Genomic DNA, 22,935 nt, shown 5'->3' on the forward strand with positions numbered 1-22,935 from the left:
AGTCTTCTCCTTATACGATCAATGAACTATTGCCATTGTTGCTGGCAAGGGTAGTCGGCATTTCCAGATAAAAATCACCCATATTAACGGTGGTCGAATTGACGCCAACTAACGTGATAGTGTCAGTGCCGATGGTCACGATAGTGTTGCCGTTATTTCCGGTGATAGAGACGCTGCTGGCAAAGTTCTCCGCGTTAATGCCTAGCAAAACGAGGTCAAGGAAGTCCTGTCCGCCATTGGGATTACTGTCGAAACCCGTGATACGGTCCTGGCCGAAGTTGGCTCCGAAGGCGAAAATATCACTTCCGGTTCCGCCATCCAGGATATCGTTTCCTTCCTGACCATTGAGAATATCGTCGCCATTACCGCCAGAGAGGGTGTCGGCACCCGCGCCGCCAATCATGACGTCGTTACCGTTCCCACCCTGCAGGTTATCGGCGCCATCGCCGCCATCCAGGAAGTCATTTCCGATACCGCCAAACAACTGGTCATTGCCGCCCATACCGAACAGATAGTCATTACCGCTACCGCCCGTGATGATGTTGGCGATTGAATTACCAGTACCGATAAAACTACCGTTCCCGGTAAAGACCAACTCTTCCACGTTATCGGTCAGGTCATAGCTGCTGAGAGTCGTGCGGACAATATCCGTCCCGCCGTTAAGATCTTCGATCACAACATCACCAAAATCATCAACGATGTAGGTATCATTCCCTGTGCCGCCGGTCATACTGTCAGCGCCAAGACCACCGTCCAGGATATCGTTACCCGCGTCACCTTGCAGCGTATCTTGTCCCGCCTGGCCGGAGAGAGAGTCATTACCTGCGCCGCCGACTAACAGGTCATCACCCGCGCCTCCCAGTAAGGTGTCATTGCCGTTTTCACCGCGCAGGATGTCACTCCATGCGGTGCCGATGAGCGTATTGGCACCATTATTACCCACGATCAGATCGCCAACAGGCTGCGTGGTTGTCGACGTCAGGATAACCGGGGGGTTACCTTCATCATCGACGACAGTGACGACCACCTGCAACGTGCGGCCGACCATAGCCTGGCCAGGCGTGAAGGTGGCAGATGTTGCGCCGTTGATGTTGACGAAGCCGGTCGGTGAACTCATTCTCCATTGGTAGCTGAAATTTCCGCCACTCAGGCCATCAGCGTCGGCGATACCTGAAACCACCGCCGTCAGCGTCAGACTTTCCGTTGGCGTGAGGTCATTAATCACCGGCGCACCTGTTGTCGCCTGATTACGTGGCAGGACGGCCTGAGTTTGTGCCGATACTAAGGTCTCGGCATCGCCCATTCGGTCATTGAAACTGGCGACAACACGCAGCGGAGCGCCCTGGATTGAGCCGGGAACGCTGAACTCCACGCCGGTTGCCTGATCCTGCCATTGTCCGTTAATCAAAGCCTGCCATGTCATGGTGATTGCGACATCTGCCGCAAGACCGTTGCCATCGAGCAGGTTTGCTACGTTAACCCGTAACAGGTCACCCACCGACGGGTTTGCACGACTGATTGCCAGGTCGCCCGTCGCGTGTTGCGCCGTGACCCACAGCTGTTGACCATCGCCAAATTCCAGTTTTTCGATATTCAACAGGCGGTCAACGCCATCATTCAGGTTCAATGCGGCATTAGGGGTGGCGTGATCGACTCTGAGGCTACCATCTGCCATTCGGGTAAAGGCATAGTTGCTACTGGCATCGCGATACACTGCCACGTCAGTTTCCGTGCCATCGCCCTCATGCAGGATTTCGCGCACAATCGACAACTGGTTCGGTTTCAGCGTACCTGCCAGCATGTACGATTTCAGCTCAGCCATGCTTTCGGCGCTGGTGAGCCCCGGCATACCTGAAACAGCAATACGCACGTTCAGCCAGGCGTCGCCATCAATGATGTCATTGCCGGCTTTACCCATAATGCGGTCGCTACCGCCGCCGCCGAGTAGAATGTCACTACCATCGTCCGGATTGAGTAACACCGCATCCGGATTGGCTGAACGCGCAACACCGAGAATAGCCTGCAGACCGTCGATTCTGTCGGCACCTTCCTGGGTCAGATTATTAGAGAGGGGGACACCCTGAACCGGTGCAGTACCGATCGGCTGTTCCGTACCGGTCAGGATATCATTGTGTTTCCAGCCAGACAGACCTTCGACCAGGTCAAAACGGTCGCGCAGAATAAACTCCTGCTGGTTGACGAAAATCGGGATACCCAGGTCAGAGTTAGCGCCATTAGGATCGCCTTTATGGATCGCCCAGTCGAAACCGGCCATACCATTATTACGCTGGATCCCCGCGCCCTGAACCATGATGTCATCACCGGCTTCGCCATCGTAGTCCGTATCGTTACCCTGACCGTTCAGGACATCGTGACCAATAATGGTGCTGTTGAAGAACAGCTCAGAGTTATCACCCGCGAGTGTGTCAAACCCATCACCGCCTTCCAGCCAGTCATCGCCCTCATTACCCATCAGGAAATCACCACCCGATCCCCCAAGCGCAAAGTCGTTGTCCTGCCCAGCAAAAACCTCCTGGGCATCTTCACCGACTACGACGAAGTCACTGCCCGTGCCGCCAAAGACCAGATCGTTTCCGTTACCAGAGAAGATGACATCGTGCCCGGCATCACCATGGAGGAAGTCAGCATCGCCTACGGGTGTACCAGTGTCCGTAATGATGTCATCGCCATCACCACCGTGAACCACATCCGCTTCATCGCCGCCGTCCAGACGGTCGTCACCACCATCTCCCCACAGGCTGTCGATACCTTTCCCTCCGATGAGCGTATCGTTCCCTGCGGTACCGCCAAGCACCACATGACCATCGCCGGTATATTTCAGATAACCACCATCGGCGAAACCGTCACCGTCCACATCCACCCCAGGATCGCGCCGTACCAGCAACGGCGAGAGCAGATCTTTCAGCGGATTCCCCCATTTAGGGTCGATTTCCGTTTGCAGCACGCGGTTTACTTCGAATATATGGTCTGGGGTCTGAAACAGGTTAGCAGGCAGGTGAGAAGAACCCTCTTCACCGAGATCGCTGTTGCGCATAACCAGGGCAGAAAACGAGTTGGCTTCCAGTTCGTTCAGTAAATTCAATCCTTGTACCCGGCTCAAATAGTAGAAACGGTCGCCGTCCTGCAACATTTCCATCTGTGTTTCGAAGACAAAATTGAAGGTTGATCCGAGCATGCCGCCAAATTCATTTTTGCGTTCAGCAAGCCCTCCAATCCAGAAATCGACCTTATTCAGACCCGTTTCTTTGCTGGCCCATGCGCCGGTACTGTTGAAGAAATCCATTGCGTCTGCTGGTGGAGCGTTGTTGGCATCACCAAATAACAGGAAATTAACCGCTGCGCGTTTACCCTCCAGGCTGGTGGCATTGAGGATCAGTTCGTGCTGACCATAGGCGGCCATAAAGTTGATTATGGAGGCCGGGTTCTTCAGATATGTGGTGAAGTCGGCCCAACTGGTGTACGGCCGAAGCTGGCTATCTCCGCTTAATGCAAAGAACTGTTCACGGGCCTGGTTCAGCGACGGCATAGCCGTATCACGTCCACGGGCAATGTTAAGCGCCCCCAAATCAAGCGGCAGGCCAATCAGGTTATTACGCAAGGCGTCAGTAATAAACTCATCAATCTCGTTACCGACTTGTCGCGTCATACCCCGAACAATCGCGCCGATTGCCTGTTCATCGGACACGGTGGCACCGTTAATTTCATTAAATGCCACCGGATTGAGGAATGCGGCAATCAGACCAATATCACCGCTTTGCATGTCAATGTCGGTACGCGCTACGGTTTCTGTGAGCATTGAATGCCCGAAGCGATAAACCACGTGCGCAAATTCAGCAAAGATCTGCGGGTTGATATCTGCCGTGTTTGAAAAAACAAACGGATCGACGGCAGGTTGTACGGTGCGAGCAAACTCCTCGAAAACGAGGTGCTGGTACTGCATTTCCGTGGAGAATCGCCCCGCCTGGAAGAGGTATTCACCGTTCCAGACCAGCGTACTGGTGTCAGCGGGTAGCTCAGTGATTTGATGTGAGGGCATCAGCCACTGGTTGATAAGGTCAATATCACCGGTTTCCAGCAGGGTGGTTTTATATTGCTCAACCAGGCGGTTATGTTCACTGTGAAATACGGCATGAACGGCAGTTAGCCCAATGTTTTCATTACCGCGCCCGTCACCGGTGATAAAGTGGCGATCCAGGAGTTCATCATCGTACGTGCCCGCTGGCTGTTGCCCGCCAATAACGTCGTCATCATCTGCCAGTAAACCCGCTTTTGGCGCGGCAGTATGCGCAATATCATCGAGAAAAGCATGCCCGGTTCGGAAGGTGCCCTCAGGTAACAGACCGCCATTGGCTTCTACCAGCCCGCTCGTGGTAACAATCTGTACTTTTCCATTTTCACTTAAAATCAAATTACCGTAACGATCAGTCGCCAGAAGCGGCACATTAAACACATCCTGATCGGTCAATTTGATGCCGAGTAGCGTTTCCGCCTGATTCTTGACGTCAGCCCAGGTTGCCAGCCCACCGTTAGCCCCACCTAATAAATTACCCGTCGGCTCAGGTTTACCGTCAATTAATACATATTCACGGATAAAGATCTGATGCGACGGATGAGAGGTGTAGGTTTGGTTCTGGTCGATAAATGGGGTTGTAAGGTTAACGGTTTCTCGATTTTCATCGACCGTTGCCCGGGTTAATAACATAAAGTTGGTCGACGAACCTTCAACATATAAAGGGTCGTCGGGTTGTAATGGAATGAAGACGATGCCGTTTCCTCCTTTAGGGATGAGGTCCAGACCATGGTCAAAAAACTGACCAAAGAAAGTCATCCAGCCATTAAACGCCGGAGAAAGGCCAATGTCAGGGGATTGGTTGGGAATAGATAAACTGCCATTTCCAGTAGTCGTCCCCCCCCCGGGAGCATCTTTTAAGGCGTTAAATGCCTCCAGCGCGGCCGGATTGGCGGCAGTTTGGTCCGAAATTAAGTTACTAATAACACGAGGATCGGCATCAATAACCGTCCCACCAATCTGGATATAACTGGTCATTTCATCCGCATCCTGCCAGTTCAGTGCCGTTAATCTTGGCATTGTCTGATCGGCCGAACCGTATAATTCCTGACCGGGGAGGAGATTATTCCATGAACCATCTACAGTACGCAGTCCGTAAGGTAACAGTGGACTGGAGACTAATTCCCGTAGCATATCAGCGTTGATGCTACCATCCGGGTTAGTCGCCGTTTCGGATATTTTTATCTGCTTAAGAATAAAAGCAAGATCGTGGAGAGTGACAGTAAAGTCATATTGTGAGGCCATACGTTATTACCCCTATCTTTACCTGTATTAGCTATCATCACCCATTTTCTATTTACAAAAACTGACAGAAGAATAGGCAGTATCAGATACCTGATTGTTATTACATGCTTAGATTCCATTCCGAAAATACAGAAGATACCCACAGCGTATTTAGAGTTGTTCTCCTGAACTGTACTTCGCACAATGAGGTGCTCACCTCATTTATATAAAGGTTTGGGCGGATAGCGGATACCGTGGGCCATTGCATTAAAAGGTTTACTCATGGCGCACAGTTTTGAGAAGGGCAAGTCTTCTCAAGGCTTAAACGTGTTAGGGGGGTTGTAACCTCATATTACATTTCTGTTATGATCATAACTATGGTTTTTCCTTTGCCGACTTCACTCATACTTTTCTATCAAAAGATTAAATTTTCATTTCTTTACATTAAAATTTATTACCATGCTAACGTGTTTTATAATAGTAACGTCGTAGTGTGGAATATAAAATTTAATATTGGATAAAATTCAACAAGACACCATTCCTGGTCAATGATTATGATGTTGCGAAAATCAATATAACAATCTTTGTTAAACAGAGAGGAGACTTTATCGTTTTACAGGGAAACCACAACGTTCCTCTGGCAATAAAGATTACCCTTCCAAACAGGTAACCCAATGAATAAAAATATTATTCTCATCTCCGGGATGCTCTTTTCGACTGTCGGGCATGCCAGCGCACTCTATTTCTATGAAACAGGCACCGAGGATACCGCACTGGCGGGGGCAGGCCAGGCCGCGCGCGCTCAGGATGCCGCAACCTTGCTCACTAATCCCGCCGGAATGACACGTTTACCCGATCACAAGGTGACTACCGGATTGCAGGCAATGGGGGGGGATATTCCTTACACACTCAACAACGCTTCTGTTGAACAGCAAAGTCCCGGCAATGCCATGAAGGTATTTCCTAATGCCAGTCTGTTTTACACCCAACATCTGAACGATACCGTTTCTGCGGGAATTGGCTTATATAGCAACTATGGCCTCGGTATTGATTTTGGTGACTGGGCAGGCGATCGACTTATTAAAAAAAGCACGATGGTTGCGATGACGCTAAGTCCAGGGGTAGCATGGAAACTGAGTGATAGGGTGTCCGTTGGTGCCGCAGCCGGGCTAAACTACGGTTTTCTATCTCTGACCCGGAATAATGATGGCAATGATCGGACGCAACACGACCATGACTGGGCGATGAACTATCGTCTTGGCCTATTAATGGATTTAACCGATCAAACCCGTGCAGGTATTACCTGGACCAGCAAGACCGACTACCATTTCAATATTGATGGCAAGGTACGATTCCCGAACCAGCCCAATCTCGAGTATGATTTGCCGTTATCTACCCAGGTGCATGCACCACAGCAGGTAATGTTTAGCCTGGTTCACGATATTAGTCAGCAGTGGTCGCTGATGGGCGATCTTGGCTGGCAGGACTGGAGTCAGTTTGGTAGCCCGCAGATACAGGTTAATGGTCATACAAGTGACCGGACAAACCGTCTTCAGGACACATGGCATACGGCGTTGGGCGTGCAGTATCGTCCCGATGAGCAGTGGCGAATAAATGCAGGTGTCGCATTTGACAGCTCACCGTACAAAACGCAAAGCGATGTTGCACTTTCATTACCAACCGGCGATGAATGGCGTTTTGCCACCGGAGCGCAGTACCAAATTACCCCAGCCAGCAATATCGGGTTTGCAGTCGAATATTTGCATATGCAGTCGGCGAACGTAAAATCGGATCCGTTTGCCGGAGAATACAAAAATCCGTGGCTATGGTTTGCCAGTGTTAACTACAGCTATCAGTTCTAGTATTTGGTTGCTTTCCGCTCATTATTAATAATCACCACGTTGAACTATCTCCCGTCATGTTGCCGTCCAACACGCGCGGTATGGCTGCATTTTTACCCATATCAGGCTACCTGCTGGTGGCCTTTTTCATTTGTTCTAATTTAAATAAAAACTCATTTCTGCTTTAAGTATCGGGCAACATATGATTTTAATAGGCTTATGAGCTATCTTCATGGAATAACCATTGATTCACGCCACTCAATCAATTGAAAGAATACAGGTTTTCTCATGCAAATTTTACCCCCGGTACGCCCAGAGCAAAGCATACAGCGTTTGACGCAAGCGCTTGAACCTATTGCCGAAAAATTCAATGTTGTTCCGCGACGACGCATCATGTGGAAATACAAAAATCAGCCTCAGCTCTACCTGTTTTTGCAAGGCGAGCTCTCTATTTTACGTTCTTCCGATGGTCTGTTGATTGTGACTGTCTATGAGCCTCATTTGTTTGGTATTGCCGAGATGATCCAACCCGTGCACGCTCACTTGCTACGTGCAGAAGCGGAATCAACAATATTACGTGTTGATGCCCATAAAGCCAGGGAACTCTTCCATCAACAAGGGTTGTGGGAGGATGCAGCTGCATTACTTGCCTATCATACCGGCTATTTATTTTACCGTGACGATTTAGTGGTGCAACAGCGTACCTATTCAGTGATACGAAATCATTTAGAGGAAATGAATCTGTTACCACAAGAGACCCGACTGCGCGTTTCTATCCTGGATTATATTCAGGAACGTACGCATTTATCGCGCAGTAGTGTTTTAAATGTTGTCTCTGCGTTAAAAAAAGGGGGATATATTGACTTTGAACGGGGAGGGTACCTAACGTCAATCAATAAATTACCTGAGGGGTTTTAAATAAGTCCAAAAATAAATTAAAAACCAATTATCAACGTAGTCTAAATACCCTATTGTAGCGACACTTTATTTGTTCCAAACATAACTCTATGTCCACGATAGGAAAGCTATGAAAAAGACATTTATTACACTCATTATTGCTAACGCTTTTACCGCAACAACCGCTTTTGCTGCTGCCGATGTCGGTACCTGGTACGCGGGGGGTAAATTTGGTTGGTCACATTATTTTGACTCCAGCACGACGCAACAAGCCAATGACCATGGGGATAAATACGGTAATGTTGGCTTTGATAGTGATAATGTGGGTGGCGGTGTATTTACCGGTTATCAAATTACACCATGGCTTGCCGTAGAAGGTGGTTACGATTACTTAGGTAATATGCAATTCAATGGTCGAAATGGTGCATCAGGTTCGCAAATGAAAAGCCAGGGGTTGCAAGTAACGATGAAAGCAAGTTATGGTCTGACCGATGCCTGGGATATTTATGGTCGGGCAGGGGCGATGGGATATCGCGCAGAATCTGATATTAAAGGAAGTAACCATTTTGACACGGGTATACGTCCGGTAGTCGCGGTGGGTACAGAGTATGCTTTCAATAAGAACTGGGCTGGACGCCTTGAATATCAATGGGTAAGCAACGTGGGTAACGAAAACCAGATTGGTGCCAGCAGCGATATCAGTTCAGTAACGGCAGGGGTATCCTACCGTTTTGGCCAGCATGACTGAGTAGATTAGTCGAACGCAGGACAATGCTTTAATTACGCAATGTAGAAAAAGCCTCCTCATTATTACTGAGGAGGCTTTTTTATTACTCAAATAATGTGGTAACAGTTTGATTGATGCTTAACAGCCCAGTTTTATTCTGCTCTTTATAATAGTAATCGTTCATCTGTTGCATTTGCTCAAGCTTGGTTAAAGAGATATATACCTGGTGAGTCTCACTGTGAACATCAAAAATATCACGCGATTTAACATCCTGAAGATACTCACTTTTTAGCGACATCGCAATATTGTCAATTTGCCGTTTATTTTTTTGATATAACGATCTGTACAGTTCAGGATTAGCAGGTGGTGATGAGGCTTCCTGTTGTACAACTGGGATAATTATGTTGTTAATTTTGCTCACCGGTGCCGAATTACAGGCAGAGAGTGTGCCAATGAAAAAGATAAGGTAGAGTTTGCGCATGTGCTTTATATAGACAGTAAATGGATGTCTGCCATTATCTTTTTTAACAGGTATGCGTCCACAACTATGATGTTTAAAAATAAATTGGTCGAAATTTAAAATTAAACACTGTTTTATTTTTCGGTAGCCGATGAGCGTGTTAGCCTTTGATTATTGAATTACGTTTATCGTCAGCATACAAAAATTTTAAAACCAATCAGCAATCAAATATGCAGAACGTCTTTCTGCACATTGTTATATTATTAGCCGAGGATTTATGAAACTTAATAAAGTAGTTGGTTATATGGTTATGGCAGGGGTGTGTTCTGCATCGTTAATATCACTTCCTGCGATGGCACAGGAGGTGGCGAAAGAGGCCACGGCACAGACCAAAAGCGCGAATGATGCGTTGTACGGACAACTCCCGTTCACGGATAAAACCGATTTTTCTAATGCTCACAAAGGCTTTATTGCGCCACTGCCACAAGAATTGATTAAAGGGAAACAAGGAAATACCGTCTGGAATCCGCAGCAGTATGCCTTCATTAAAGAGGGTGATAAAGCGCCGGATACGGTGAATCCGAGCCTGTGGCGCCAGTCACAATTGATCAATATCGGCGGCTTGTTTGAAGTCACTGATGGCGTTTATCAGATCCGCAATCTGGATCTTTCGAACATGACCATTATGGAAGGTAAAGAAGGCATTACCGTTATTGACCCGCTGGTCTCGGCAGAAACAGCCAAAGTAGGAATGGATCTCTACTACCAGAATCGGGGCAAAAGACCTGTTGTTGCTATTATTTATACCCACAGTCATGTTGACCATTACGGCGGTGTGCGTGGTGTTGTCGATGAAGCAGATGTGAAATCCGGCAAAGTAAAAGTATATGCACCGGCGGGCTTTATGAAAGAAGCCGTGTCGGAAAATATTATGGCAGGTAATGCGATGAGTCGCCGCGCCAGCTATATGTATGGCAACCTGCTGAAGCCCGATGCAAAAGGTCAGGTAGGCGCGGGCCTTGGTACGACAACCTCCGCCGGCACGGTAACGTTGATTGAACCCACTAACTACATCACTCATACCGGACAGAAAGAAGTTATCGATGGTTTGACCTATGACTTTATGATGGCCCCGGGTTCGGAGGCACCGTCGGAAATGCTGTGGTATGTGGAAGAAAAGGGGATGATTGAAGCGGCGGAGGATGTCACGCATACCTTGCATAACACTTATTCACTGCGCGGCGCGAAGATCCGCGATCCGCTGGCATGGTCGAAATATATCAATGACGTCATTACTCGCTGGGGGGGTAAAGCCAACATTATTATTGCTCAGCACCACTGGCCAACCTGGGGGAATGATAATGTGGTGAAGTTAATGAAGAGTCAGCGTGATATGTACCGCTACATTAACGATCAAACTTTGCGCATGGCAAACCAGGGGCTGACCCGCGATGAAATCGCCGCCAATTTCAAATTGCCATCCGGTCTGGCAAAATCATGGGCCAGCCGAGGGTATTACGGTTCAGTGAGTCATGATGTGAAAGCAACGTATGTCTTTTACTTAGGCTGGTTTAACGGTAACCCGGCAACCCTCGATGAACTTCCGCCTGTTGATGCAGCGAAAAAGTATGTCGATTACATGGGGGGAGTGGATGCCATCATGCAAAAAGCAAAAGCTGACTATGCTCAGGGGAATTACCGCTGGGTGGCACAAGTGACTAACAAGATAGTCTTTGCCGAACCACACAATAAAGACGCGCGCAACCTGGAAGCCGATGCACTTGAACAGATGGGGTATCAGGCAGAGTCCGGCCCGTGGCGCAATTTCTATCTGACCGGTGCACAGGAATTGCGTAACGGAGTCGTGAAAGGCGCGACACCCAATACGGCCAGTCCGGATACGGTTAAAGCTATGTCGCCGGAGATGTTCTTTGATTATCTGGCGGTACATATCAATGGTGAAAAAGCGGCAAATGCAAAAGCAGTTTTTAACGTTGATTTGGGGAGCGATGGCGGAAAATATAAGCTGGAACTGGAAAATGGAGTGCTTAACCACAGCGCTAATGCACAGACCAGCAATGCGGATGCTTCCATTGTTTTGAACCGTGTAACCCTCAACAAAATCATTCTTAAGGAAGAGTCGCTGAAACAAGCGAAAGAGAAGGGCGAAGTGACCATTACCGGCAACCAGGCTAAAGTTGATGAATTCCTTAGTTATTTAGATAGCTTTGATTTCTGGTTTAATATCGTAACACCATGATTTTAGGGATTAATGATAAGGCCCGCTATAACAGGCGGGTTTTTTTATTCTCTGATGCTGCGCTTGATTCAGGTTCGTTAGCAATGGGTGTTCAAATGTTGCATAGCAATTTGCTACCATTTGAGCTAAGGAGTAGGAATAATGGAGGGGGACCCGTAGAGAGTCATGAGTCAGGTACGCATTGATTGTATTTAACATAATATACATTATGCGCACCAATGTAATAATGGATAAAATCTGGCATATTGGGTTCATCATTGTGCTGGTCGTTGATAACGCCTGACAACGCAGTTCCTGGATTCATGCTGGTCACCGACGACCATTCAAACCTTACACTTTACGCATACGTCAAATCGTTGACGTTGTCATTGCTCACTCAGTCCTTTTCGCGTACAACCAAGGTACGACACAAACCTGTGCCTATGGAATTTCACAGCAACGGACCCTACAGCACAATGCAAAGAACTATCCATGTTCATCAAAATGACAACGCTATCTTACGCGTCGCTTTTTTATTGATTCTTTCATTCACCCTGACTGGTTGTGCGTTGACCCGCGTCTCTGCCAGTTCACATGACAAAGACGTCGATGAGCTAAATGTTATTGGCTTGAATCTGGATGCTGCAAGGCAAAAAGCAATCGTGGACGGTTTTGTGTGTAGTAAGGATGCAAACCTCAATCTGGTACAAACCGAAAGTGGCAGTCATAAATGGTTACAAACGGAATGCAGTAAAAAAAGCCTGGAGCTGTTCTGTCCACAAATGCGTTTTATAGTACTCAATGTTGACCCCGATACAAATAAAGTTGTTGCTGTGGGAAAATATATTAATCAGCATACTTGTTTCTGAATATGACACTGGTACCAACACCAGTAGGTCCTATGTGATATTGATGTCCCCTTCTGTCTCCACCTCGATTCAAGAGTACCGGATTGTATTGATCCGATGAAAATAATATAATATCTGCATATTTTTAATGATAATCGTTACTGTTTAACGGACAGTCGACTGCTAAATAAAACTTAACCTAACCCAAAGTTTTATTTACATTAATAACCTGGAGTTATGATGAATGATTTAAACCGTTTTTACTTTGACTTACCACAATGGCTAGGTAAGAGTGAAGGCATTCATCGACAATTTATTGGTAATTTTATATCTTGTCTCCATGATGAACAATTACAAGTAATACTGAATCCTGCTAATTTTCCTTGTTATGGTCTAAAAAGACTGGCAATTAAAGAATCTATTACATTCTCCTTTCACTCATATAATAATGACAAAAATGTTTTCTCGATAAAAGAATCACCTATATATGGACTGTACTCTGTAGATAAAAATGGATATTCGGGGTGGGCAGATATTTGTGTCAACTTCAGTTCATATGTCGATAAAATAAATAAAATAGATAGTATTAGTGCCAAAAATATCATCAGCGAGAAACGGGATTTTTTTAGGGCGACAAAACTCTCCAAGCATCAACAGCCACAGAACCACGTCGCTCTCCCCTCGGACTACCTGTTTTTCCCCATGCAGGTCAACTCTGACTCGGTTACCGATCATGAGAACATCAGTGCCATGGAGGCATTAGACTATGTTGCAGCATTGGCTAAGAAGACAAATCGAACGTTGGTAATCAAACGCCACCCAATGTGTAAATCCAGAGGTATTGATGCCAAGATTGCGTATCTATTAGCAAGCAACGAGAATGTTTTGTCTGTTGATGCTAATATCCACGAATTAATTGAAGGGAGTTCTGCCGTTATCGCATGTAATTCTGGCACAAGCATTGAAGCCTTAATTTTAGGCAAGCCAGTTTATTGTTTTGGTCGGAGCGAATGGTACGAAGCCACACATAAAATTGAAGTCTTAGACGATTTCGATGCCATATTTTTGAATGATAAACACAGTGCCATGTCTGCTTTTCAGGAAAAGTTGATAGCATACTTATTATCTGAATATTGGATTCAATTTGATGATATTGAGTCTATTAAGGCAAAAATAAAAGACTGCATAAGCCTCTATGAGAGTAACTACGGTGATGACTTCATCGACAATCATAATGATGGTGAATGTTACGTCAGGAGTTTTTTGAATGCCCAACGAGAGATCGCGATCCTGAAGAGAAAGCAAAAGAAGTATAAGAAAGATTATGAATTATTATCTTTTGTAATGCGATTTGTCCTATTTTTACCCTTTAAAGCTACACTTACTATGCTGGGAAGGAACAAGAATCATTGATTCTGAGGGCGTGATGGAAATTGCTGGCTCAGAATCATACTATTTCATCGCATACAGGATACTGAAACATGGCTGACTGGAACCCTTCGCTCTATCTGCAATATGAAACCGAACGTTCAAGACCTGCAGCTGAATTACTCAGCAGAGTCGCGCTGGAAAATGTCCGCTCAGTCGTCGACCTCGGTTGCGGCCCGGGTAACAGCACCGCGTTGCTACATCAACGTTGGCCATCAGCACAAGTAACAGGCGTGGATTCTTCTCCGGCAATGCTGAGCGAAGCGCGTAACGCGTTGCCTGGCTGTCATTTTATCGAAGCGGATATTAGCGCATTTCAGACAGAAAAGCCTGTCGATCTGCTGTATGCAAACGCATCTTTGCAATGGGTCCCCGATCACTATCAGTTGTTTCCCCACCTGGTCTCTTTGCTGGGGAAAGATGGCGTTCTGGCCGTACAGATGCCGGATAACTGGCTGGAGCCAACGCATGTTCTGATGCGTGAAGTCGCCTATGAACTGGGCTACCCCGATCGCGGCCGCTCGCCTCTTCCCGGAGTGCATGCGTATTATGATATTTTGACTGACATGGGCTGCGATGTTGATATCTGGCGTACAACCTACTATCACGTGATGGATTCACACCAGGCAATTATCGACTGGGTGAGTTCGACGGGGTTGCGTCCATGGTTGCAGGACCTGAGTGAAAGCGAACAACATCGCTATCTGGCACGCTATCATGCATTGCTGCAGGAGCAATATCCGCTGCAAGAGAATGGAAAAATACTGCTGGCGTTTCCGCGGTTGTTTATCGTTGCTAAACACAATTCATAAGCACTGACCGCCAATTATCAGTCTCTTTATACCAGGGGCTGATAATTATTATGAATTCCTCATGCGCGCCCTCGCCTTTTTACGATGAGGATCTAGTGATGAAGCCAGTCATCTGCTAGTGTCTGAGAACGTTTACTGACGGGGGTTGTCATGTCTAAAGTCTACATTGGCGGTTGTCTGTGTGGCTCTATTCGCTTTACCGCGACGAGCCCTACTAATTCGCATACCTGCTCGTGCGATATTTGCCGCAAGCATACCGGTGCACCGACCGTCGTCTGGATTGAATTTAATGCTGAAAATGTAGAATGGACGGGAGAAGCGGGTAAACCGACGACCTGGCGTTCTTCAGAAACATCCAGTCGCGCTTTTTGCCCTCGATGTGGAAGTTCAGTTGGTGCCATTGATGACGCTCCGGTAATAGCGCTATTAGCGGGCGTTTTTGATGATCCCAATGATGAAGATCTGGCCCCCGAGTTTCATTCATTTACCGATATGCAGCCTGCATGGTGGCAAAGAGAATTCGGCTAAAACCGCACTACCCGGCGCATCAAGTCTTACCTATTCTTTCCGTGAAAAATAAGAGCCGGTCGTGCTACCAGCTCTACCGGACGTTATGTCAGCTGGTAATGCTTATCTGGCATATGTTTCGCCGGCACAACGGTTTCATTATTCATCTGCAGCAAATCGATTTCAATCGCATTACAAATCGCATCGAGTGGCAGATCATTATTCTCTGTACCAAACGGATCTTCGAGCTCTTCGGCTAGCGTATCGAGCGAGATAAAGGTATAGGAAATAAGCACCGAGATGAATGGTGTCATATAGTGTAAATCTACCACTAACGCGAACGGCAACATAATACAAAACAGATATACCGTGCGATGAAGGATTAAGGTGTAAGCAAACGGAACGGGCGTGTTCGCGATACGCTCACAACCTGCCAGCACTGCCGACATATCATTTAACCTGTTGTTTAAACTGTGAAATAATATATCAGATAGCTGTCCATTTCGTCTGCGAACGGCCAGCCAGTCCCCCATCAGCAGCAGAATGCGGTTGGCCGGTGATTGAGACGCAAAAACGGTCTGTAAATCGCTTTCGCTGAGGTATTTTGCCAGGGGTTCCGCCTGCGGTTGTCGACGTAAAGTCATTCGCAGGCAATGGGCAAATGCGATTTGCAAACGAACGAACTGCCCCAGTTCAGCATCGTCTGGTAAGGTCGTTTTCACCTCGCGCAGAAGTGAACGGGAAGCAATCATCAGCTGCCCCCACAAATGTCGGGCTTCAACATAGCGCGAATAACAGGCGTTGTTACGAAAGCCTAAGAAGATTGCAATTGCGACACCGAGAATGCTGAACGGCGCCAGGGTAAATTTGATACCCAGCATCGTATACCATGGCAGCATGATGATAACGGCAATGGAGAGCAGGAAATTCAGCAACAAGCGTGAAAAGATTTTGGATAATACCGAGCCATGCCAGACGAATATCAGGCGTAGCCAGTGTTGTTGGGGGCGAACGATCATGGTTATCTTCGGAAAATGTGAAAGCCGGGACATTAAACGTGATCGCGATCAATGTTGCAAGCTTATAGCAACACTATCTCAACATCTTTTCCTGCTGACCCTACTCTGCACTGAAGCTACAGATGAGTGGTATTTTAAAACAACACATTGTATGTTGTAACTAAGTAAGAGTGATCAAAAACCCGGCCTGAGCCGGGTTAACGTATTAGCACAGTGGCTTAACAGCTTCGCGCATGCCTTTTGCCAGGATAGAATCCAGATCGGCGGAAACCTGCTCTACCAGGCCGGAAACCTGTGTCAGATCCTGTTCCCAGTGCTCTTTTACGGCCAGGACCGCGATGACCAGCGCTTCGGTCGTAATCTGGCGGTCACGATGCTGAGCCCACAACACCTGGAAACGCTCCATCCAGTGCGCATCATCCTGAACCGGATAAGATTCACCGTTACGCTCACCGCGGTAGAAAGCAATCAAGGCTGCCAGGGCGAATGTCAGACGCGGCGGCAGTTGGCCGCTGGCCTCCTGCCCTGCCAACAGCTGTGGCAGAATACGGGTGCGGAATTTGGTCATGCCATTAAGCGCAATCGACAATAGCTGATGCTTAATGTACGGGTTGCAGAATCGGCCAGTCACCGCACTGGCAAATGAAGCCAATTCATCACGCGGTAGATCCAGCACCGGAATAATCTCGTCATAGATAGCTTTCTCAACGAAGGCGCGGATTTCAGCATCATTCATTGCTTCACCCACGGTATCAAGCCCTGCCTGCCAGGCGACCGGTACCAGAGCAGTGTGCGCACCGTTGAGAATGGCGACTTTACGCTCTTTATACGGCTTGATGTCATCGACAATCAGAACATTCAGCGGGTATTTATCGAGGCGAAGTTCAGTGGCTAATGATTTTGGCCCCTGAATAACAAACAGATAGAAGTGTTCTGCGGTATCAAGAAACGCATCATGATAACCCAATTCAGCTTCAAGCTTCGCAACTTCGTCACGTGGGTAGCCGGTAACAATACGGTCCACCAGCGTAGAACAAAATGCGTTTGCCTGGTCCAGCCACTGTACGAATGCTTCCGGCAACGCCCATTCCTGAGCATAACGCAGAACCAGTTCATGTAGCGCTTCACCATTGTAATCAATCAGCTCGCAAGGAATGATAATCCAGCCTTTATCAAGCGCACCGTTGAAATGGCTATAGCGTTCGAACAGCAGTCGGGTCAGTTTGGCCGGATAGCTCACTGCCGGCGCATCATCAAACTTATCACCCGCGTGGTAGCTGATACCCGCTTCCGTGGTGTTAGAGAAAACAAAACGCATTTCAGGATTATGCGCCAGCTTCAGGAACTCATCGTATTCGCTATAGACGCTGATTTCGCGGTTAACCGAACGAATTAAACGGGCATCGCTGACGGCCTCGCCCTTTTCATTCAAACCACGAATGATGGTGGTATAGAGACCATCCTGGGTACTCAGTGACGGCGGAAAAGTACTTTCGATAGGACGAACAATGACCACACCAGCGTTTAGATCGGTATGTTCATTCAGCAGATCAACTTGCCAGTCAACAAAGGCGCGCAGGAAGTTTCCTTCACCAAACTGAATAATGCGTTCAGGATAGTGAGCACCGGGAAAATCGCGACGATTTAGTGTTTGCACAATGGGTTCCCTTTTTGATTAGTCATACAACCCGATTGAATTGGTCCAATAGGTTAGCAAACTTTAATACAATGAAACCCTGTTTTGATCAATCCCCGGTGACAAATTAGAGCGTTTTATAAAAAAGTGTGGTCCCGGCCAGTGTTTCATCAGGCATTTTTGCATAGCCAGGGATTACCCCTGCTTTTTGCCATCCACAATTGTGGTAGAACAACTCAGCGGCGCTGCCTGTAGAGGTATCAAGAACCAGGAGGGTTTTCCCTTCATGATGTGCGCAACTTTCCAGTGTATTCATCAATTCCCGGGCGATCCCACACCGCCGTGCAGAGGTATGAACCAGGAGTTTGGCAACGTCTGCACGATGAGGCTGGTTTTCGGGTTGCTCGATAATGAGCTGAACGGTCCCAACGAGCGTCCCTTGCGCATTTTCAGCCCCCAGAACAATGCGTTCTCCACAAGAGACACTGTGTGCAACACGCGTCCAGAAAGGCCGTGACTTATCGCGGTTAAAAGGAAGCATAAAACTGACAGATGCGCCATCGTTCACGCACTGTTCAAGGACATCACTAAGCTCGTCGATTCTCGACAGGATCTGTTCCGCACTGAGTATAAAGCAGGGGGTGTGGGTAGCCATTTGATCTCCTTAGATTGACCCCTTCATACTGCAATTAACAATTACATAACACAAGGAGTCGGATCATAGGATTATGTTATCTATGGCTTATTCATTTGCAGCACTAACCAGTGGTAGATAACAGTGACAACGTAACGTTGCTGTTGCTCGCTCAGCGGTTGCCCCTGAGGAATATCATGCCATTTGGCCAGACATCCCCTACAGCACGTCGCCGTGGCATGCTGAGCGATAAACACCGGATGTCCACGCATCGGCGTTTGCTTTCCGTCATTGGACGGGAACGCGGGAGCCAATCGCTTAGCAATAAAATCGGCCGCATGTTGTTCAATAACCGGCGCACCTTTTTCCAGACAATATTGTCTTTCTTTCTGGCCGAGACGAAACCGCGATCGAAAAGTCGATTTCGCCAGTCGGGCAAAAAGCGGGTCGAGCGTGTTCATCAGTAAACCGAGCGCCCTAACTGTTGAGTTAATTGTTCCAGTACCGCAATACCCGCCAGCGAGTTCCCTGCGGGATCCAGCTCCGGACTCCAGACCGCAATCGCCATCTCATGCGGCACGATCGCCACAATGCCACCACCGACACCCGATTTCGCCGGCAGACCTACCCGCCAGGCAAACTCCCCGGCATTTTGATACATACCGCTGGTCGCCATTAGCGCGTTAATCTGTCGCGCCTGCATCGGCGTGACCACCGGTTCGGTGAGGTGGAAAGCGTTCCCTTGATTAGCCAGAAACACGAAGGTCCGCGCCAGCTCCACGCAACTCATTTTCAGCGCGCAGTAGTGAAAGTAATTTTGCAGAACGGTCGTCACATCGTGATGAAAATTACCAAAGGACTTCATCAGCCAGGCGATTGCCGCGTTGCGGGCGGAATGCTCAAACTCAGAGCGAGCAACCGTCGCATCATAAGCAATATCAGAAACGCCGCTTAATGCACGTACCACTTCCAGCATTCGTTGCCGTGGCGCGCTCAGGCGACCTTGCAGCATATCGCAAACCACCAATGCCCCGGCATTGATAAAGGGATTACGCGGTATACCCTGCTCCATTTCCAGCTGCACCAGCGAGTTAAATGGATGACCGGAAGGATCTTTGCCAACACGTTGCCAGATTTCGTCTTCCTGGTAATGACGCATTGCGACAACCAGGCTAAGCACCTTTGAAATCGACTGAATAGAAAAACGTTCTTGCGCATCCCCCGCCTGATAGTGCTGACCATCAACGGTGCAAATGGCAATACCCAGTTTTGAGCCATCAACGGAGGCTAATGCAGGAATATAATCGGCGACTTTTCCCTGACCAATCAGCGGACGAACCTGCTGCACAATGGTCTCTAAAATTGAATTGTCCATGGCCCTGGCCACAACATGCTCCTTGCTCGCAGGTATGAAAGGCCTGCGAGTATAACAGAGCTGAATACACAGCGTCAGGCCGGAAGACGGAATCTGGCAACGGCCTGCATAAGCTGATGAGATTCATGATGTAACTGAAGGGAGGAATCAGATGCGGCGTTCACCAGATCGCTGGTCTGTCGGGCTTCGTTATTCAGAGCCTGAAGCTGACTGGTCAACACGTGAATACGCGTTCCTTGATTCATCGTCGCAGCAGAAATGTCATTCAATAAGGCGCCAAGATTTTCCACCAGCGATATCACCTGCTGTAAGTTATCATCCAGTCCGTTCACCGCATGAAAGCCCTCATCAATACCCGCTAAGGAATGATGAATCAGCGCCTGAATATTCTGCGTGGACTGACTGCTTTTCCTCGCCAACAACCCCACTTCTTTTGCAACAACCGCAAATCCACGCCCTTGTTCACCAGCATGCGCAGCTTCAATCGCCGCATTCAACGCCAGAATATTGGTCTGAAACGCGATGCTGTCAATCAGTGAGATGATCCCGCGCATCTCTGATGAACGGGCAACAATCGCCTGCATCGACGCATTTACCGTTGCCATCATCCGGTCGCCACCTGCAGCAATATCCCGCGCCTGAACGGCGCGTTGATTCGCCAGTTGAGCAAAACCGCTGTTATCTTCAACATGTGTTTCCAGAAACGAAATATGTGATGTCACCGTATTTAGCTCATCGCTCTGTTTCGCGGATTGCTGATACAACTGTTTATTGCTTTGCGTAAGCTGAGTGATATTCCCCACCATTGAGGTAGTCGCGTCATTCACCTGCTGCACCAGCATACTTAGGCCCTGCTGCATCGCGTCGATACGGGAGCTCAGTTGTGTCACTTCGCGATTAAACTGGCTCACCTGGGGTGCGGGGCGGGAAAGATCGCCAGCCGCTAATACATCAATATGATCGATCAGTCGTCTCAGCGGCGCGATGACCCAGCGGGACATACTGCGCCAGACCAGTACCGCAATCACCACCAGCACAAGAGGAATAAATAAAAAGAGCTGCTGTAAACGTTCAAGACTGGTCAACAGCTGCTCTCGCCCTTTTTCCGCCTGCTGGCCACTGTCTTGCTGAAAACGTGCATAATTGTCATTAAAGTCTGTCTGAAACGCCTGCACAGGCACGGCAAAAAACGCATCAATGCTGTTGGATTGCATTAATCCATCGGCCTGTTCCTGAATACCACTATAAAAGCGCTGATAGCTCTCCATCAAACCGGGATCCTGATACGGATCCATTGCAAGCCAGGCATCCCATGCCGTTTTTGACTGCGTTAACGCATGCTGGGCTTCTTCCATCAACGGACGCCAGCTCCCTTCCGAGCCGGTAGCCGCATCCTGCATAAAGTACACGCCGGCGCGATTAAGTAAATCGCTGGCTGATAACAACGCCACCCTTGCTTCATCAACCTTCGACTGTTGCAAAAGCACCTGCTGATTATGCTGTTCATTAATCTGCGCGTCTCTGACAGAGGTTGAGAGCATAAGCGAGGATGCAATCTGCAAAACAGAGAACAGCGCAATAATACAAATGATACCGGTTAACAGACCAAACTGACGGGGAATAAGGCGACGAAAAATTTGCGTTATGTTCATATTACTCTTCTGTATCAAGGCGTTAGACGCGAGTGTACGCAGAGTAAATGACAAATTTATTGCAGAATTAAGACGGGTGCCCCTGCAGAGGCACCCGAGCTATCAGAGACGGTTTTTCCAGACAGTTTGCACATTGCAAAACTCATGCAGACCAAAGTGAGAAAGCTCACGACCAAAACCGCTTTTCTTCACGCCGCCAAAAGCAACACGAGCATCACTGGCACTGTAACCATTAATAAACACGCCACCACACTCCAGGCGGGCCGCCATAGTTTGCGCCAGCGCCTCATCCGCGGTAAACAACGTGGCCGACAAGCCGAACTCGCTGTCATTAGCCAGTGCTAATGCGTGTTCAGCATCCTTCGCGACGGTAATCGCCGCAACGGGGCCAAACAACTCCTGACGAAATGCCGTCATTTCCGGCGTAACATCACCCAGCACCGTCACGGCATAGTAATTACCCTGACCGGCGATCTTTTCCCCGCCGAGGAGTAAGCGCGCCCCTTGCGCCAGTGAGGCTTCAACCTGCTGATGCAACTCATCCCGCAGATCAAAACGTGCCATTGGGCCAAGATCGTTCTCTTCATTTAGCGGATCGCCCATTTTCAGTGCGCTGGCTGCCGCCACAAAACGTTGGGTGAATTCTGCGGCAATCCCCTCTTCAATAATAAAGCGCTTCGCTGCGGCACAAACCTGCCCGGTATTCTGATAACGCCCTGCCACTGCTGCTTTAACGGCTAAATCAAGGTCTGCATCATTAAGTACGATAAACGGATCGGAACCCCCTAACTCAAGCACGCATTTCTTCAGCGCAGCACCGGCCTGAGCGCCAATCGCAGCCCCTGCCCGCACGCTGCCCGTCACGGTTATCGCTGCGATACGCGGGTCATTAATCATCTGGCTAACCCCGGCGTTATCGGCATTAACCCAGCCATATACCCCAGCCGGTATTTCCGCATCGCTAAACACCTGGGCGATAATCGCGGCACAACCGGTCACATTCGGTGCATGCTTTAACAGATAGCCATTTCCGGCCAGCAAAATCGGTACCGCGCCGCGCATAACCTGCCAGAGCGGAAAGTTCCACGGCATGATCGCCAGAATAGTTCCCAGGGGACGGTACTCAATCACGGCCTGGTTATTCTCAACCTGCGTTGCCTCGGTACTGAGCATCGCTGGCCCATGTTCGGCGTACCAGTCACATAATGCCGCAGACTTTGCCACTTCCGCACGAGCCTGCCTGACGGGCTTACCCATTTCACGCGAGATACACTGCGCCATTTCTTCGGCGCGTTCACGCAGCGCCTGTCCGACCCGGCGCAACATCTGTGCGCGATGGGCGACGGTCGTGTGTTTCCATGCGTTGAATCCCGTCGCCGCCAGATTCAGCGCGTGGGTAATCTCATCGGCGCTGGCCCACGGCATTGCCGTCAGCATTTCGCCACAGGTCGGGTCAACGGAAATAGCATGTGTTGCTGCTGTGATGGTCATAAGTGCCTCTCTTTCTCGCAAGGTATGGTTATATCATGCGCAGGTTTACTCTTTC

17 protein-coding genes are annotated in these 22,935 nt (G+C 48.5%); 8 read left to right on the top strand and 9 right to left on the bottom strand.

Features of this window, described 5'->3' with window-relative positions:
• Window positions 1-10: 10 nt before the first annotated feature.
• Window positions 11-5,335, bottom strand: a complete 5,325-nt coding sequence (locus tag FDX19_RS13260) for a peroxidase family protein (RefSeq protein ID WP_137383070.1) — start codon at window positions 5,333-5,335, stop codon at window positions 11-13.
• 653 nt (window positions 5,336-5,988) lie between these two features.
• Here FDX19_RS13260 and FDX19_RS13265 point away from each other — a divergent pair.
• From FDX19_RS13265 to FDX19_RS13275, 3 genes are all read left to right on the top strand, one after another.
• Complete coding sequence (locus FDX19_RS13265) at window positions 5,989-7,176, top strand: OmpP1/FadL family transporter (RefSeq protein WP_137383071.1); 1,188 nt, start codon at window positions 5,989-5,991, stop codon at window positions 7,174-7,176.
• 267 nt (window positions 7,177-7,443) lie between these two features.
• Window positions 7,444-8,073: a winged helix-turn-helix transcriptional regulator gene (locus FDX19_RS13270; RefSeq protein WP_137383072.1), complete on the top strand. Its 630-nt coding sequence runs from the start codon at window positions 7,444-7,446 to the stop codon at window positions 8,071-8,073.
• A 109-nt stretch (window positions 8,074-8,182) separates the two neighbouring features.
• Window positions 8,183-8,800 carry an outer membrane beta-barrel protein gene (locus tag FDX19_RS13275; protein ID WP_137383073.1) on the top strand — a complete coding sequence of 206 codons (618 nt, stop codon included), beginning with the start codon at window positions 8,183-8,185 and terminating at the stop codon, window positions 8,798-8,800.
• Between the two features lie 82 nt (window positions 8,801-8,882).
• Here FDX19_RS13275 and FDX19_RS13280 read toward each other — a convergent pair whose 3' ends face one another.
• A complete protein-coding gene (locus FDX19_RS13280; RefSeq protein WP_137383074.1) occupies window positions 8,883-9,260 on the bottom strand; it encodes a hypothetical protein in 378 nt (125 codons plus the stop codon).
• Between the two features lie 256 nt (window positions 9,261-9,516).
• Between FDX19_RS13280 and FDX19_RS13285 the strand changes: the two genes are divergently transcribed.
• From FDX19_RS13285 to FDX19_RS13305, 5 genes are all read left to right on the top strand, one after another.
• Entirely contained in the window at window positions 9,517-11,499 is a 1,983-nt protein-coding gene (locus FDX19_RS13285; protein WP_137383075.1) for an alkyl/aryl-sulfatase, read from the top strand.
• 455 nt (window positions 11,500-11,954) lie between these two features.
• Window positions 11,955-12,347 carry a hypothetical protein gene (locus tag FDX19_RS13290; protein WP_137383076.1) on the top strand — a complete coding sequence of 131 codons (393 nt, stop codon included), beginning with the start codon at window positions 11,955-11,957 and terminating at the stop codon, window positions 12,345-12,347.
• A gap of 216 nt (window positions 12,348-12,563) precedes the next feature.
• On the top strand, window positions 12,564-13,739 hold the full coding sequence (locus FDX19_RS13295; protein WP_137383077.1) for a hypothetical protein: 1,176 nt from the start codon (window positions 12,564-12,566) through the stop codon (window positions 13,737-13,739).
• Between the two features lie 68 nt (window positions 13,740-13,807).
• Complete coding sequence (gene tam / locus FDX19_RS13300) at window positions 13,808-14,566, top strand: trans-aconitate 2-methyltransferase (protein ID WP_137383078.1); 759 nt, start codon at window positions 13,808-13,810, stop codon at window positions 14,564-14,566.
• A gap of 150 nt (window positions 14,567-14,716) precedes the next feature.
• Complete coding sequence (locus tag FDX19_RS13305; RefSeq protein WP_137383079.1) at window positions 14,717-15,094, top strand: GFA family protein; 378 nt, start codon at window positions 14,717-14,719, stop codon at window positions 15,092-15,094.
• Between the two features lie 83 nt (window positions 15,095-15,177).
• Here FDX19_RS13305 and FDX19_RS13310 read toward each other — a convergent pair whose 3' ends face one another.
• The 7 genes from FDX19_RS13310 to sad all read right to left on the bottom strand — a co-directional run bounded on the left by FDX19_RS13310 (window position 15,178) and on the right by sad (window position 22,880).
• Window positions 15,178-16,092, bottom strand: coding sequence for a bestrophin family protein (locus FDX19_RS13310; RefSeq protein WP_170974374.1), 915 nt, complete (start codon window positions 16,090-16,092; stop codon window positions 15,178-15,180).
• A 205-nt stretch (window positions 16,093-16,297) separates the two neighbouring features.
• Window positions 16,298-17,749 carry a tagaturonate reductase gene (locus FDX19_RS13315; RefSeq protein ID WP_137383081.1) on the bottom strand — a complete coding sequence of 484 codons (1,452 nt, stop codon included), beginning with the start codon at window positions 17,747-17,749 and terminating at the stop codon, window positions 16,298-16,300.
• Between the two features lie 106 nt (window positions 17,750-17,855).
• Window positions 17,856-18,383 carry an N-acetyltransferase gene (locus FDX19_RS13320; RefSeq protein ID WP_137383082.1) on the bottom strand — a complete coding sequence of 176 codons (528 nt, stop codon included), beginning with the start codon at window positions 18,381-18,383 and terminating at the stop codon, window positions 17,856-17,858.
• Window positions 18,384-18,463: 80 nt separating this feature from the next.
• Window positions 18,464-18,823, bottom strand: a complete 360-nt coding sequence (locus tag FDX19_RS13325) for a DUF4186 domain-containing protein (protein WP_137383083.1) — start codon at window positions 18,821-18,823, stop codon at window positions 18,464-18,466.
• Window positions 18,823-19,749, bottom strand: a complete 927-nt coding sequence (gene glsB / locus FDX19_RS13330) for a glutaminase B (protein WP_137383084.1) — start codon at window positions 19,747-19,749, stop codon at window positions 18,823-18,825. The genes FDX19_RS13325 and glsB overlap by 1 nt, the downstream gene beginning before the upstream one ends.
• A gap of 62 nt (window positions 19,750-19,811) precedes the next feature.
• Window positions 19,812-21,389, bottom strand: a complete 1,578-nt coding sequence (locus FDX19_RS13335) for a methyl-accepting chemotaxis protein (RefSeq protein ID WP_137383085.1) — start codon at window positions 21,387-21,389, stop codon at window positions 19,812-19,814.
• Between the two features lie 102 nt (window positions 21,390-21,491).
• Entirely contained in the window at window positions 21,492-22,880 is a 1,389-nt protein-coding gene (gene sad / locus FDX19_RS13340; RefSeq protein ID WP_137383086.1) for a succinate-semialdehyde dehydrogenase, read from the bottom strand.
• Window positions 22,881-22,935 lie beyond the last annotated feature (55 nt).

This window comes from Citrobacter sp. wls619 (genome assembly GCF_005281345.1).
GTDB lineage: Bacteria > Pseudomonadota > Gammaproteobacteria > Enterobacterales > Enterobacteriaceae > Citrobacter.

Bases quoted from the DNA above. Each gene is read 5' to 3' on its own strand.
- FDX19_RS13295 (WP_137383077.1), top strand. From the start codon at position 12,564: ATGATGAATGATTTAAACCGTTTTTACTTTGACTTACCACAATGGCTA.
- FDX19_RS13275 (WP_137383073.1), top strand. From the start codon at position 8,183: ATGAAAAAGACATTTATTACACTCATTATTGCTAACGCTTTTACCGCA.
- FDX19_RS13260 (WP_137383070.1), bottom strand. From the start codon at position 5,335: ATGGCCTCACAATATGACTTTACTGTCACTCTCCACGATCTTGCTTTT.
- FDX19_RS13320 (WP_137383082.1), bottom strand. From the start codon at position 18,383: ATGGCTACCCACACCCCCTGCTTTATACTCAGTGCGGAACAGATCCTG.
- FDX19_RS13285 (WP_137383075.1), top strand. From the start codon at position 9,517: ATGAAACTTAATAAAGTAGTTGGTTATATGGTTATGGCAGGGGTGTGT.
- sad (WP_137383086.1), bottom strand. From the start codon at position 22,880: ATGACCATCACAGCAGCAACACATGCTATTTCCGTTGACCCGACCTGT.
- FDX19_RS13265 (WP_137383071.1), top strand. From the start codon at position 5,989: ATGAATAAAAATATTATTCTCATCTCCGGGATGCTCTTTTCGACTGTC.
- FDX19_RS13280 (WP_137383074.1), bottom strand. From the start codon at position 9,260: ATGCGCAAACTCTACCTTATCTTTTTCATTGGCACACTCTCTGCCTGT.
- FDX19_RS13325 (WP_137383083.1), bottom strand. From the start codon at position 18,823: ATGAACACGCTCGACCCGCTTTTTGCCCGACTGGCGAAATCGACTTTT.
- FDX19_RS13290 (WP_137383076.1), top strand. From the start codon at position 11,955: ATGCAAAGAACTATCCATGTTCATCAAAATGACAACGCTATCTTACGC.
- FDX19_RS13270 (WP_137383072.1), top strand. From the start codon at position 7,444: ATGCAAATTTTACCCCCGGTACGCCCAGAGCAAAGCATACAGCGTTTG.
- FDX19_RS13310 (WP_170974374.1), bottom strand. From the start codon at position 16,092: ATGATCGTTCGCCCCCAACAACACTGGCTACGCCTGATATTCGTCTGG.
- FDX19_RS13335 (WP_137383085.1), bottom strand. From the start codon at position 21,389: ATGAACATAACGCAAATTTTTCGTCGCCTTATTCCCCGTCAGTTTGGT.
- tam (WP_137383078.1), top strand. From the start codon at position 13,808: ATGGCTGACTGGAACCCTTCGCTCTATCTGCAATATGAAACCGAACGT.
- FDX19_RS13305 (WP_137383079.1), top strand. From the start codon at position 14,717: ATGTCTAAAGTCTACATTGGCGGTTGTCTGTGTGGCTCTATTCGCTTT.